Source organism: Streptomyces callyspongiae, from assembly GCF_047200695.1.
GTDB lineage: Bacteria > Actinomycetota > Actinomycetes > Streptomycetales > Streptomycetaceae > Streptomyces.
On sequence record NZ_JBJZOM010000003.1, the window covers coordinates 33,813 to 47,228 of the forward strand.

Genomic DNA, 13,416 nt, shown 5'->3' on the forward strand with positions numbered 1-13,416 from the left:
GCGGCCGCAGGGTGCCGCGGCTGCTCCGACCGGGTGGCTCCGGCGGCTTTCCACCGGCGGGCGCGTGCCGCTGCGGCGCGGTGCCGCAGCACCGCGGGGGCCTGTTCCCGCAGGGCCTCGGAAGGTTCCGGGTCCCGCTGCCGGACGGCACGGGATGCGCGATACCGATTGCGGACCCGAGGGACGCATGACGCATCCTGGGGTGCGGGTACGGGCGTGGTCGGGTACGCATGTCCGCGTCGCCCGCCCCACGGCATCCGCCGCACGTGGGCACGCAGCAGCTTGAAGTAAGGGGCATCCATGAGCGCGTCGTCGCCGCACGGCTTCGTCGTCGTACGCCGCGGCTATCGGCCCGACCAGGTCGACGGCCGGGTGTCCGATCTGACCGAGGAACGCGACGAAGCCGGCGAACGGGCAGCCAGACTCACCGTCCTGGCGAACGAACTGGCCGAGGAGGCCGAGCGGCTCCGCCGCGTCGTCGCCACCCAGCCGCCGCAGACGTTCGAGACGCTCGGCGCGCGGGCCCGGGAGATCCTGGAGACCGCGGAGGAGGAGGCGTCCGAGGTCCGCGACACCGCGGAGGCGGATGTCCGCCGGACCGCCGACCGGAGCGCGCAGGACGCCGAGGCGACGAGGAAGGCCGCCCAGGACGCGGCGGAGCGGACGCGTGCGGCTGCCGAGAAGGCGGCCGACGGCACCGTGGCGCAGGCCCGTTCGGCCGCGCAGGAGCTGCTGGAGGCCGCCCGGGCTGCCGCCGCGGAGATCCGGGGCGAGGCCGAGGAGGCGTTCGAGGAGACCTCGCGCCGCTGCCACGATCTCCTCTCCGACCAGGAGAAGACGCACAGTTCGCAGAACGACGCGCTCGCCCGCCGGATCGCGGAGAACGAGGCGACGGTCGAGGCCAGGGTGTCCGATCTGGACCAGCGCGGCCACACCCTCCTCTCCGAGGCGAAGCGCACCCAGGCGGAGGCGGAGGAGGCCGCCCGGCACCGGCAGGAGGACGCGGAGGCGCAGTCGGAGTCCCTGCTGGCCCGGGCCCGGGCGGAGCAGGACCGCATCGAGCGCGAGACCGACCGGGTGCTGCGGGACCACGAGGAGCAGTCGGAGGAACTGCGCGCCCACATGGCACACGTCCGCAGCAGTCTGGCGACGCTCACCGGGCGCAGCGACCTGGCCGAGCCGGCTGCGGAGGGCGGTGCGGACGGTACGGAGGAGACGACCGTGAGCGCGGAGGGAACGGGCGGCGAGGACGGCACCCGGATCCCGGAACAGGCCGGGCGCTCCGAGGGCTGACGTCGGGCCGGGCCCGTCCGCGCCGCCGGGAACGGGAAGCGGCGCGGGGACCGCACGGGACCGTGTCAGGCACCGTTCTGCGGGATGACGGCCGATACCCGGAATCCCCCCGCGTCCGTGGGACCCGAGACGAAGACTCCCCCCAGGGCCGTGACGCGCTCCCGCATGCCGACCAGGCCGTTTCCGCCGCTCGGCAGGCCCGCGTCGGCCGTGCCGCGCGCCGGGGGCTCGTTCTCCACCTGGAGCGCGACCTCTCCCTCGCGGTGGGCGAGCCGGACCCGGGTACGGGCGCCCGCCGCGTGCTTGTGGACGTTCGTGAGCGCCTCCTGCACCACCCGGTAGGCCGTGCGCTCCACCCGGGCCGCGTACCCCGTTCCGGGTCGTTCGCCGTGCACCGACAGCTCCACCGTCATGCCCGCGAGCCGCGACTCCCCGAGCAGTCCGTCGAGGCCGTCCAGGGTCGGTCCGCCGTCGGTCGTCGTGCTCCGCGCCGGGGGGACGGTCTCCGCGCCGCCGGTGAAGCGGGCGAGCCGTGCGGTGCCCGTCCCGGCCGCGGCCCCGGCGCCGTCCTCCTCGGTGGCGGTGGCGGCGCCGCTTCCTTCGCCGGTGCGCAGCACACCGAGCATGGTCCGCAGCTCCGTCAGCGCCTGCCGGCCCATGTCGCCGACGAGCGCGGCGTTCTTCGCCGCTTTCTCCGGCTCCTTCAGGGCGACCGCCTGCAGTGCGGCGGCGTGGACGACCATCAGGCTCACCCGGTGGGCGACGACGTCGTGCATCTCGCGGGCGATGCGGGTCCGCTCCTCGTTGCGGGCCCATTCGGCACGCTCCTCGGCTCGGTCGGCCAGCAGCGAGAGCTCGCGTTCCAGTCCGTCGGCCCGTTCCCGGAGGCTCACCACCAGGCGGCGGCGTGCTCCCACGTACAGACCCAGCAGCAGCGGCGGCACCGCGAAGCCGATGGAGGCGGCGAAGGACACCAGAGGGATGAACCACTCGGGCGGGTCGAACGTGGGGTCCCGCCCGACGCTCTCGTGCACGCGGAGGAAGGTGATGATGAGGTTGCCGCCCACCATCATTCCGGCGAGCAGCACGATGATCCGGCGGGGCACCTCGGAGGCAGCGAGGGTGTAGAGCCCCACCGTGCCCAGCAGGATGCCCATTTCGGCCGGGGTGACGGCGACGGCCACCAGCACTACGGCGATCGGCCATCGGCGGCGGAGCACCAGCACCGCTCCGACGAGGATCCCCAGCAGCACCGCGGGGACGGCCGGCACGTCCGCCCGGTCGGCGAACCGCACCCCTTCGAAGGCGCACTCGACGGCGGACGCCGCGGCCAGTCCGACGTCCAGCGCCATGCCGCGGCGCCGTGCCCACCACCACGGTCCGCCGCCCCTCTTCGAGGCTGTGCCGACATCCCCCGTCTCGGTCATACGGCCCACCCTAAGGGCCGGGAGCGGCGTGGTTCCTTCGCGTGCGGCAGCCGGCCCGGTGCGGAGCGGGCCGCATCGTCGATGGGCGGCGGGGCGGCGTAGTAGAGTCAACCGCGGAACCGGCACGCGAGATGCCCGTTTCCTGTGAAACGATCCCCCGTGGTGTAATTGGCAACACTAACGGTTTTGGTCCGTTCATTCCAGGTTCGAGTCCTGGCGGGGGAGCAGCTTCCGTCTGTGCTCCTTCCCCACTCCTCCCGGGCAGCACGGCCCCCCTGCCCGCCCGGCTCTCCGGGGGACCCCCGGTATCCTGCGGGTGTCATCCTCACCCGAAGCCGAAGGGCACCCCGTGAGCGCCAACCGCCCGGCAGCCGTCGTCGTCCTCGCAGCGGGTGAGGGCACCCGCATGAAGTCGGCGACCCCCAAGGTCCTCCACGAGATCTGCGGCCGATCCCTCGTCGGCCATGTCGTCCACGCCTCCCGCACCCTGGATCCCGAGCACCTCGTGGTCGTGGTGGGTCATGCGCGGGAGGAGGTCACCGCCCATCTGTCCGGGGTGGACGAGGGTGTCAGGACCGCGGTGCAGCTCGAGCAGAACGGCACCGGCCACGCCGTCCGCACGGCACTGGAGGAGCTGGCGGCTGCCGACGTCGTCCTCGACGGCACGGTGATCGTGGCCTGCGGGGACACTCCGCTGCTGACGGGTGGGACCCTGCGGTCGCTCGCGGACACCCACACCGCGGAGGGCAACGCCGTGACCGTGCTGTCCGCCGAGGTGCCGGACGCGACCGGCTACGGGCGGATCGTGCGGGACGACGCCGACGGCGCGGTCACCGCGATCGTGGAGCACAAGGACGCGACGGAGGAGCAGCGCGCGCTGCGGGAGATCAACTCGGGCGTGTTCGCCTTCGACGCCCGCCTGCTGACCGACGCTCTCGACAAGGTGCGCACCGACAACAGCCAGGGCGAGGAGTACCTGACCGACGTCCTGGGGATCGTGCGTGCGGCGGGGCACCGGGTCGGCGCGGCCGTGGCGGCCGACCATCGGGAGATCGTCGGGATCAACAATCGGGTGCAGTTGGCGCAGGCGCGGCGGCTGCTGAACGACCGGCTGCTGGAGGCGGCCATGCTCGCCGGGGTGACCGTGGTGGATCCGGCCTCGACGTGGCTGGACGTCACGGTGACGTACGAGCCGGACGCGGTGGTGCACCCGGGGACGCAGCTGCGCGGCTCCACGCATCTCGGGCCGCGGGCGGAGGCCGGCCCGCAGGCGCGTCTGACGGACACGCATCTCGGCGAAGGAGCGGTGGCGGACACCACGGTGGCCGACGGGGCCCGTCTCGGCGCGGGCGTTTCCGTGGGGCCGTTCACCTATCTGCGTCCCGGCACACGCCTGGGGGACGGGGTGAAGGCCGGCAGTTTCGTCGAAATGAAGAACGCGGAGATCGGCGAGGGCAGCAAGGTGCCGCATTTGTCCTACGTCGGGGACGCCTCCGTGGGTGAGCATTCCAACATCGGAGCGGCCACCGTCTTCGTGAACTACGACGGTGAGCACAAGCACCGGACGACGATCGGCTCGCACTGCCGGACCGGTGCGGACAACATGTTCGTGGCGCCCGTCACCATCGGGGACGGCGCCTACACGGCGGCGGGATCGGTCATCACGAAGGACGTTCCCCCGGGTTCACTGGCGGTCGCGCGCGGACAGCAGCGGAATATCGGGGGCTGGGTGGCGCGGAAGCGCCCGGGGAGCGCCGCGGCGCAGGCCGCGCAGCGTGCGGAGGAGAACGACTCCGGCGGCGAGTGAGGCCGCTCTCGAAAGGGCGCGCGGGGTACGCGCGAGGAGTGGGCGGGGTTTACGGTGAAGGGGCACTAACGCCCAGCGGAACGCAAGGAGACTGTGCTGTGACCGGGATCAAGACGACCGGCGAGAAGAAGCTGATGCTCTTCTCCGGCCGTGCTCACCCCGAGCTTGCCGAGGAGGTCGCGGAGCAGCTGGGAATCAGTGTGGTTCCGACGAAGGCTTTCGACTTCGCCAACGGTGAGATCTACGTCCGCTTTCAGGAGTCCGCCCGCGGTGCGGATTGCTTCCTGATGCAGAGCCACACTGCTCCGATCAACAAATGGATCATGGAGCAGCTGATCATGATCGACGCGCTGAAGCGTGCTTCGGCGCGGAGCATCACGGTCATCGTGCCGTTCTACGGTTATGCGCGGCAGGACAAGAAGCACCGCGGCCGGGAGCCGATCTCCGCGCGCATGATCGCGGATCTGCTGCGTTCCGCGGGAGCGGACCGCATTCTCACGGTGGATCTGCACACGGACCAGATCCAGGGTTTCTTCGACGGTCCGGTGGATCATCTGTTCGCGCTGCCGATCCTGGCGGACTACGTCGGCGAGAAGGTGGACCGGGACAAGCTGACGGTGGTCTCGCCGGACGCGGGCCGGGTGCGGGTCGCGGACCGCTGGGCGGACCGGCTGGGCGCTCCGCTGGCGATCGTCCACAAGCGGCGCGATCCGGACGTGGCGAACCGGGTGACGGTGCACGAGGTCGTCGGCGACGTGGAGGGCCGGGTGTGCGTGCTGGTCGACGACATGATCGACACCGGCGGCACGATCTGCGCGGCCGCCGACGCCCTCTTCGCGAACGGCGCCGAGGACGTGATCGTGACCGCGACGCACGGTGTGCTCTCGGGCCCGGCTCCGGACCGCCTGAAGAACTCGAAGGTGAGCGAGTTCGTCTTCACCAACACGCTGCCCACTCCCGGCGAGCAGGACCTCGACAAGATCACGGTGCTGTCGATGGCTCCGACGATCGCGCGCGCGGTGCGCGAGGTGTTCGAGGACGGCTCGGTCACGAGCCTCTTCGAGGAGCAGGCCTGATCACAGCGCCGGGGCGATCCGGTTGATCCATTTCCGTGCGGCCTTCCGCGCCGGGTAGACTCCTGGAGTTGCTCGGCGAGGGAGGCCGCAGGTGCGTCGGCACCGCGGCGGCTCCGTTATCGACGCGCTCTCGTAGCAGGCCTGTCGTGGGCCGGGTGACCCCTGTCCCTGCAGTCCGAGAAGCACGAGGAGCGCAGCCGTGGCTGACGTCACTCTTTCCGCGAAGATTCGCACCGAGTTCGGCAAGGGCGCTGCCCGCCGTCTCCGCCGCGAGGAGAAGATCCCGGCGGTCATCTACGGCCACGGCGCCGAGCCGGTCCACGTCGAGCTGCCCAGCTACGACATGATGATGGCCCTCAAGACCCCGAACGTCCTGATCAACCTGGACATCGAGGGCAAGAAGCAGCTGGTCATCCCGAAGGCCGTGCAGCGTGAGGCCATCCGCGCCTTCCTCGTGCACGTCGACCTGCTCACGGTCCGGAAGGGCGAGAAGGTCAACGTCGACGTCCCGATCCACGTCGAGGGCGAGCTGGCGCCCGGCCAGCACATCCTGGAGCACGGCCTGAACACCCTGCCGGTCGAGGCCGAGGCGACCCACATTCCGGAGACCGTGACGGTTTCCGTGGAGGGCCTGTCCGCGGGCGACTCGGTGACCGCGGGCGACATCGAGCTGCCCCGCGGCACGGCGCTGGCCGTCGAGGACGACGTGATCGTCATCCAGGTCCTGGCCGCGCAGGCCGAGGCCGAGGCTGCCGAGGAGGCCGGCGAGGAAGCCGGCGAGGGCGCCTCCGAGTAATCTGCGTTGCCGCACCTCGTGAGCGGCCCCCGTCCCCGTGCCGGGCACCGGGGCGGGGGCCGCTCCCGTTCCGACCACCGCTGTCGACACCGTCGACGCGCCGAGGCCGCCGGAGGGCCCCGATGACGACGAACACCGCCGCCGACGAGCCGGGTCCCGATGTGCCGTGGCTGGTGGTCGGCCTGGGCAATCCCGGTCCGCAGTACGCGGGCAACCGCCACAACATCGGCTTCCTGGTGGCGGATCTGCTGGCGGAACGCATGGGCGGCCGCTTCGCCTCGCACCGAGCGCGCGCGCAGGTCTGCGAGGGCCGTTTCGGGATTCCCGGAGTCGCCGGCCGGCGCGTGGTGCTCGCCAAGCCGATGTCGTTCATGAACGCCTCGGGCGGCCCCACGACGGCGCTGCGGAACTTCTACAAGCTCCCGCTCTCCCGGATCGTCGTGATCCACGACGAGTTGGACATCGACTACGGCGCTCTGCGGCTGAAACGCGGCGGCGGCGACAACGGGCACAACGGACTGAAGTCGATCACGAAATCGCTGGGCCCGGACTACTACCGGGTGCGGTTCGGAGTGGGCCGTCCGCCCGGCCGCATGGCGGTGGCCGACTACGTCCTCCGGGATTTCTCCTCGACCGAGCGCAAGGAACTGGACTATTTCGTCGACCGTGCCGCCGACGCCGTCGAAGCACTTGTCGCCGACGGACTGGAACGCGCACAGACGACCTACAACTCGTAGCCGCGAGCCGTCGGTGGGGACAAACCTTCCGGGCACGAGGTTGACCGACGGCCGGTAATGGCGAAGTATCGCCGCCATGCCCGAGAGCACCGTGGTGAGACGCAGCCGTACCCGCCGCGCCGGAGAGAGCGCGTTCGGGGTCCTGCTGGTGCTGAAGAACACCTTCATGGCACTCCTCGCGCTGCTCCTGGTGATCGCGGGCGCGTGGACCTCCTGGGACACGGCGCGGCCGGCCATGTTCCGGGAAGCGGGAACGCCGGGCGTCCTGGTGGTCGAGGAATGCGCGGACGAGTTCTGCACCGGCACGTTCGAGCCTGACGGCGGCGGAGCGCCGCAGCAGGACGTCGCGATCAAGGCGGCGGTGGCCGACGGCACGGGTGAGCGTCTGGAGACGGCTCTGCTCCCGGACGGCGAGGAGGCGGTGCGCACCGGCCCGGCCGGCGTGCTCTACGCGTGGGTGCCGCTCGGCGGAGGGCTGCTGCTCGCGTCGCTCGTGCTGGCCGGGGGGCTGCGCATGCGCCGCACCGCCTGGACCCTGGCGGTGCTCGGCGCGGGCACGATGGTGGGTGCCTTCGCGCTCCTGTGACCGGGCCCCGAGGCTGGATCGTTATGCAGAGCCAACTGCGCACGGGTGAACCAACCCGACACTAGGGACAGTTGGAACTTGACCCCTTTCCGGGCCCGACAACAAGCTTTACCGGTCCCTTATTTCGCGCTCCTGACCCGAGCGCCCCCTTCTTTCACCGAAGTTGGTATGCCCATGCGCGCCCTTTCTTCGGCGTTCGCGGTGACGGTTGCCGCAGCTGCTTCGCTGCTGCTGGCCCCGGCCGCGTACGCGAACGGTGACAACGGCACCGTCAAGATCCACGACGCCACCACCGGCGAGTGGCAACAGCAGAATCAGCCGAAGGTCTGCACTTTCTACCTGGACGGCTTCGGCTTCGACGCCCAGCAGAAGGTGAGCTGGAAAATCGTCGGGATGCCGCCCACCGGTTCCCGGACCGAGGTGGCCGAGGTCGGCGACCTGACCCTCGACGACGAGGGCCACCTGCGCAGCGAGACGCTCTCGCTGCAGGACGGCCACTACAAGCTCGTCTGGACCTTCGACGGCGAGAGGGGCCGCGCCAAGCACAAGGTCTTCTGGGTGGACTGCGACGGCACCCCCGAGGAGGACGAGGCGTCCCCTGAGCCGGTCTCCTCCGGCCCCGCCGAGACCATGCCCGAGCCGAAGGGCTCCTCGGACCCCTCCCCCGTCGCGGGTGAGGCGGACACGGACGGCGACGGACCCGAGCCGTCCGGCACCGGCGCCGATCTGGCGGAGACCGGGGCGAGCGTCCCCGCCGGTGCACTGGCCGCCGCTGCCGCCTCGCTCCTGGGCGCCGGCACCTACCTGGTACTGCGCCGCCGCAACACCCGCTCGCAGCAGAGCTGACCCACTGCCACGGGCCGCAGCGCGACGGGTGCCGCATCTCCGGTGGAGGTGCGGCACCCGTCGTGCGCTTCCGTCGTGCCGCGCCGTCAGCCGGTGTTGCGCAGGCCCGCCGCCACACCGTTGACGGTGAGCAGCAGCGCACGGGCCAGGTCGGGGTCGGGCTCCTCCCCGCGCTCGGCTGTCTGCCGCTGCCGCTTCAGCAGCGCCACCTGGAGGTACGAGAGGGGATCGAGGTAGGCGTCGCGGATCCGCAGCGTCTGCCGGAGCACCGGGTCGGCGTCGAGCAACTTCTCCTCCCCGGTGATGCGCAGCACCTCCTCGACCGTGCGGGCGTGCTCCTCCTCGATGGCGGTGAAGACGTGCCGCAGCTCCTCCGGCACCAGGGTGTCCACGTAGTGCCGGGCGATGCGCAGATCCGTCTTCGCCAGCGTCATCTCCACGTTGGAGAGGAAGTTGCGGAAGAAGTGCCAGTGCTCGTACGCCTCGTCGAGCACCGCGTCGAGTCCCGCCGCGCGGGCCGCCCGCAGTCCGGAACCGACACCGAACCAGCCCGGCACGATCTGCCGTGACTGGGTCCAGCCGAAGACCCACGGGATGGCGCGCAGTCCGTCCAGGCCCTTGCCGCTGTCCGGGCGGCGTGAGGGCCGGGACCCCAGGTGCAGTTCCGCGAGCTGGTCGACGGGCGTGGCGGCGAAGAAGTAGGCGGGCAGGTCCGGGTCCGCGACGAGCCCGCGGTACGCGGCGTGGGCGGCCTCGGAGACGGTGTCCATCGCGGCGTCCCACCGGGCGAGCGCCTCGTCCGACTGCCGGGGCGCGGTGTGCAGCGCGGAGGCCTGCAGGGTCGCGGCCACGGTCAGTTCGAGGTTCTCCCTGGCCAGGGACGGCACCAGATACTTGTCGGAGATGACCTCGCCCTGCTCGGTGACCTTGATCTCGCCCTCGAGGGTGCCCCAGGGCTGCGCGAGGATCGCGTCGTGGGTGGGGCCGCCGCCGCGGCCCACGGTGCCCCCGCGGCCGTGGAACAGCCGCAGCCGGACGCCGTGCCGGTGGGCAACGTCGCGGAGCCGCCGCTGCGCCCGGTGGATCTCCCACTGCGAGGTGGTGATGCCGCCGAACTTCGAGGAGTCCGAATAGCCGAGCATCACTTCCTGGCGGTCGCCGCGGAGCGCCACCAGCCGCCGGTAGGACGGGTCGGACAGCATCGCGTCGAGCAGCTCGTCCGCGATCCTCAGCTCGTCGGTCGTCTCCAGCAGCGGCACGATGTCGATGCGCGCCCAGCCCGCGTGCAGATCGATCAGCCCGGCCTCCCGCGCGAGGACGGCCGCGGCGAACACGTCGTCCGCGCCCTGGCACATCGAGAGGATGTAGGACTCGACGACCTCCGGGCCGAAGGTGTCCAGGGCGCGCCGCACGGTGCGGAAGACGCCGAGGGTCCGTTGGCCCGCCTCGTCGAGCGGGGGCGGGGTGGGGGCGAGGGGGCGGCGGGAACGCAGCTCCTTGGCGAGCAGCCTCTGCCGGTAGTCCCGCGGCATGTCCAGGTACCGCCAGGACTCCTCGCCCAACCGGTCGAAGAGCTGGCCGAGCGCCTGGTGGTGGGCCTCGGCGTGCTCCCGGACGTCCAGGGTGGCCAGTTGCAGCCCGAAGGCGGCCAGGGTGCGGAGCAGCCGCTCCAGATGGCCGTCGGCGACCAGCCCGCCCTTGTTCCGGCGGAGCGAGGTCTGCAGCAGGGTGAGGTCCTCGAGGAGCTCACCGGTGCCCAGGTAGTCGCGGCCGGGTACGTGCGGGGAGTCCGCCGCGAGCCGGTCCCGGGTGTTGAGCAGCTTCTGCCGGATGCAGGTGGCCTTGAGGCGGTACGGCTCCTCGGCATTGAGGCGCTTGTAGCGGGGGCTGATCTCCGGAAGCCGTTCGAGGTCGGTCTCCAGGGAGTCCAGGAGTTCCCGCGTGGCGCCCGCGTTGCGGAGGGAGCTGGAGAGCGCCCCGCGGAGCTCGTCGACGTGGTTCAGGGCGTCGGTGATGCCGTGCTCGTGCTGGAGCAGCAGCACCTCCCAGGTGACCTGGGGGGTGACGTTGGGGTTGCCGTCCCGGTCGCCGCCGATCCAGGTGCCGAAGGTCAGCGGCCGGCTGCCGCGGGGCAGCGGGGCGCCCGCCCGCTCCAGTTCGGCCGCCAGGTCCTCCAGGACGTCGCCGACGGCTCCGGCGTGCAGCTCGTCGAGGTAGTAGACGGCGTTGCGGGCCTCGTCGGCGGGTTCCGGGCGGGCGACGCGCAGCTCGTCGGTCTGCCAGACGAGGTCGATGTTCTCGGCGAGTCGCAGGTCGGTGCGGGGCCGGTCGCTCTCGTCGCCCGACTCCAGGAGTTCGGCGATCTTGCGGAGCTTGGTCAGCACGGAGCGGCGGGCGGCCTCGGTGGGGTGGGCGGTGAAGACGGGGCGTACCCCGAGGCGGGCCGCGGTGTCGCGCAGGTGCGCCTCGTCGGCGTCCTTGAGCATGTCGGCGGTGCGGGAGAGCATGCCGCCCTCGCTGGCGCGGCGCGCCCGCAGCTCCCGTCCGCGGTGCACCTGCTCGGCGACGTTGGCCAGGTGGAAGTAGATCGAGAAGGCGCGCACCAACTGGGTGGCGGTGGCCAGGTCGGTGCGGCCCAGCAGTGCGGCGGCGGCCTCGCCGTCGCTGCGGGTGAGGGCGCGGACCCGTTCGACGAGTTCGAGGAGTTCCGGCCCCTCCTGGCGTACGAGGGTCTCGCCGAGCAGATCGCCGAGGCGGCGGATGTCGGCGCGCAGGGCGGTGTTGTCGGAAGTGTCGAGGGTGTCGGTGTCCTCCGGACGGGCGTCGGCCTGGCCGGGGGTTTCACTGTCGGCACTGCTCACGGGTGCGGGCTCCTTGGCAAGCGGTTGGCTTCCGGTGTGCTTCCGGCTGGTCACGGACCGCGCTGTCCGACACCGTCCAGGATATGCGGCGGGCAAAGGGTGCACCGGAAGTGTCCGGGTGGCGGTCGTTCGGACACCCGGAGCAACCCCCGGTGATCGTCGCCCCGGCCGGTGCGGACGTGCTGTTGCCGCGCCGCGAAGGGCTGCCATACTTACGACGCCGTAGGTTACGGTGCCGTAGCCTTCACCCCCCCGCCCCCGCTTTCCAGGGACAGCACTATGAGCACAGGCCCGGACGTACTCGAGCAGGATCCGAGCGCCCGACCGGCTTCGGACGCATCGCCGGTGGAATCCGCCACACTGGGCGGTGAGCAGCGGCGTTCGGCGGAGCAGGTCGCCCTGCTGACGTTCATCGTCCTCCCCTTCCTCGCCCTCCTGGCGGCGGTGCCGCTGGCCTGGGGGTGGGGCGTGAGCTGGCTCGATCTCGGGCTGCTCACGGCCATGTACTACATCGGGTGCCACGGCATCACGATCGGCTTCCACCGGTACTTCACCCACGGCTCGTTCAAGGCGAAGCGGCCGCTGCGCATCGCGCTGGCCGTCATGGGGTCGCTCGCCGTGGAGGGGCCGCTGGTGCGCTGGGTCGCCGACCACCGCAAGCACCACAAGTACTCCGACGACGAGGGCGACCCCCACTCTCCGTGGCGCTACGGCGACACGGTGCCGGCGCTGCTGAAGGGCCTCTGGTGGGCGCACATCGGCTGGATGTTCGACCAGGAGCAGACCTCGCAGCAGAAGTACGCCCCGGATCTGGTGCGGGATCCGGCCGTCCGGCGGATCTCCCGCCAGTTCGTGCTGTGGACGGCCGTCTCGCTGCTCCTGCCGCCGCTGGTCGGGGGGCTTGTCACCTGGTCGTGGCAGGGCGCGCTCACCGCGTTCTTCTGGGGCTCACTCGTACGGGTGGCGCTGCTGCACCACGTGACGTGGTCGATCAACTCCATCTGCCACGCCGTGGGCAAACGTCCCTTCAAGTCCCGTGACCGTTCGGGCAACGTGTGGTGGCTCGCGGTGCTCTCCTGCGGCGAGTCCTGGCACAACCTGCACCACGCCGACCCGACGTGTGCGCGGCACGGCGTGATGCGCGGCCAGCTGGACTCCAGCGCCCGCATCATCCGGTGGTTCGAGAAGCTCGGCTGGGCCTACGACGTCCGCTGGCCGAAGGCCTCCCGTATCGACTCCCGCCGCAAGGAGCCGACGACCGACGCGGCATGATGGAGGACGTGCCGACCGACGACCGCCCCAGAGACGTCAGCGACCAGGACATAGCCCCCCGGCCGGGAACGGCTCCGACCTCACGGCGCGCGAAGCGCCGCATGACGGGGAAGGAGCGACGGGAGCAGCTGCTGGACGTCGGCCGCACGCTGTTCGCGGAGCGCGGTTTCGAGGCGACCTCGGTCGAGGAGATCGCGCACAAGGCCGGTGTGTCCAAGCCGGTGGTGTACGAACACTTCGGCGGCAAGGAGGGCCTGTACGCGGTCGTCGTGGACCGCGAGATGCGTCAGCTCCTGGACATGGTGACGGGCGCGTTGACCGGCGGGCATCCGCGGGAGCTGCTGGAGCAGGCGGCGTTCGCGCTGCTGGACTACATCGAGCAGTACACCGACGGCTTCCGCATCCTGGTGCGGGATTCGCCGGTCGCCCAGTCCACGGGCACCTTCGCTTCACTGATCAGCGACATCGCCACGCAGGTCGAGGACATCCTGGGACGCGAGTTCAAGATGCGGGGGTTCGACCCGAAGCTGTCCCCGCTGTACGCGCAGGCGCTGGTGGGCATGGTCGCCCTGACCGGTCAGTGGTGGCTCAACGTGCGGCGCCCGAAGAAGGCGGAGGTCGCCGCGCATCTGGTGAACCTGGCCTGGCACGGTCTGGACGGGCTGGAGCAGAAGCCCCGCCTCGTCGGGCACCGCAAGGCGTGACGGGGACGTCG

Annotated in this window: 11 protein-coding genes and 1 tRNA gene; 10 read left to right on the forward strand and 2 right to left on the reverse strand. The window is 71.4% G+C overall.

Annotation, left to right across the window (positions count from 1 at the left end; all coding sequences use genetic code 11):
* The first annotated feature begins 300 nt into the window (after positions 1 to 300).
* Positions 301 to 1,293 (forward strand): coiled-coil domain-containing protein, encoded by a 993-nt coding sequence (locus tag ACL06G_RS03170; RefSeq protein WP_412835358.1) that lies wholly within the window; start codon positions 301 to 303, stop codon positions 1,291 to 1,293.
* A 65-nt stretch (positions 1,294 to 1,358) separates the two neighbouring features.
* Here ACL06G_RS03170 and ACL06G_RS03175 read toward each other — a convergent pair whose 3' ends face one another.
* Positions 1,359 to 2,720: a sensor histidine kinase gene (locus ACL06G_RS03175; RefSeq protein WP_412835359.1), complete on the reverse strand. Its 1,362-nt coding sequence runs from the start codon at positions 2,718 to 2,720 to the stop codon at positions 1,359 to 1,361.
* 153 nt (positions 2,721 to 2,873) lie between these two features.
* Between ACL06G_RS03175 and ACL06G_RS03180 the strand changes: the two genes are divergently transcribed.
* The 7 genes from ACL06G_RS03180 to ACL06G_RS03210 all read left to right on the forward strand — a co-directional run bounded on the left by ACL06G_RS03180 (position 2,874) and on the right by ACL06G_RS03210 (position 8,568).
* Positions 2,874 to 2,945 (forward strand) — tRNA-Gln (locus ACL06G_RS03180).
* Positions 2,946 to 3,069: 124 nt separating this feature from the next.
* Positions 3,070 to 4,527, forward strand: a complete 1,458-nt coding sequence (gene glmU, locus ACL06G_RS03185; RefSeq protein ID WP_412835360.1) for a bifunctional UDP-N-acetylglucosamine diphosphorylase/glucosamine-1-phosphate N-acetyltransferase GlmU — start codon at positions 3,070 to 3,072, stop codon at positions 4,525 to 4,527.
* A 98-nt stretch (positions 4,528 to 4,625) separates the two neighbouring features.
* A complete protein-coding gene (locus ACL06G_RS03190; protein WP_412785360.1) occupies positions 4,626 to 5,603 on the forward strand; it encodes a ribose-phosphate diphosphokinase in 978 nt (325 codons plus the stop codon).
* Positions 5,604 to 5,802: 199 nt separating this feature from the next.
* Complete coding sequence (locus ACL06G_RS03195) at positions 5,803 to 6,399, forward strand: 50S ribosomal protein L25/general stress protein Ctc (RefSeq protein WP_412785361.1); 597 nt, start codon at positions 5,803 to 5,805, stop codon at positions 6,397 to 6,399.
* A gap of 122 nt (positions 6,400 to 6,521) precedes the next feature.
* Positions 6,522 to 7,136 carry an aminoacyl-tRNA hydrolase gene (pth, locus tag ACL06G_RS03200; protein ID WP_412785362.1) on the forward strand — a complete coding sequence of 205 codons (615 nt, stop codon included), beginning with the start codon at positions 6,522 to 6,524 and terminating at the stop codon, positions 7,134 to 7,136.
* Positions 7,137 to 7,212: 76 nt separating this feature from the next.
* Positions 7,213 to 7,722: a hypothetical protein gene (locus tag ACL06G_RS03205; protein WP_412785363.1), complete on the forward strand. Its 510-nt coding sequence runs from the start codon at positions 7,213 to 7,215 to the stop codon at positions 7,720 to 7,722.
* Positions 7,723 to 7,896: 174 nt separating this feature from the next.
* Positions 7,897 to 8,568, forward strand: a complete 672-nt coding sequence (locus ACL06G_RS03210; RefSeq protein ID WP_412785364.1) for an LAVTG motif-containing sortase-dependent surface protein — start codon at positions 7,897 to 7,899, stop codon at positions 8,566 to 8,568.
* An 86-nt stretch (positions 8,569 to 8,654) separates the two neighbouring features.
* On the opposite strand, the gene ppc is transcribed toward ACL06G_RS03210, so the two are convergent.
* Positions 8,655 to 11,429, reverse strand: a complete 2,775-nt coding sequence (ppc, locus tag ACL06G_RS03215) for a phosphoenolpyruvate carboxylase (RefSeq protein WP_412835361.1) — start codon at positions 11,427 to 11,429, stop codon at positions 8,655 to 8,657.
* A 279-nt stretch (positions 11,430 to 11,708) separates the two neighbouring features.
* On the opposite strand from ppc, the gene ACL06G_RS03220 reads away from it, so the two are divergent.
* Together ACL06G_RS03220 and ACL06G_RS03225 are read left to right on the forward strand one after the other, a co-directional pair.
* Positions 11,709 to 12,701 (forward strand): acyl-CoA desaturase, encoded by a 993-nt coding sequence (locus tag ACL06G_RS03220; RefSeq protein ID WP_412785366.1) that lies wholly within the window; start codon positions 11,709 to 11,711, stop codon positions 12,699 to 12,701.
* The gene (locus ACL06G_RS03225; protein WP_412835362.1) at positions 12,698 to 13,405 is read left to right on the forward strand and encodes a TetR family transcriptional regulator; all 708 of its coding nucleotides are present in this window, start codon (positions 12,698 to 12,700) and stop codon (positions 13,403 to 13,405) included. The genes ACL06G_RS03220 and ACL06G_RS03225 overlap by 4 nt, the downstream gene beginning before the upstream one ends.
* Positions 13,406 to 13,416 lie beyond the last annotated feature (11 nt).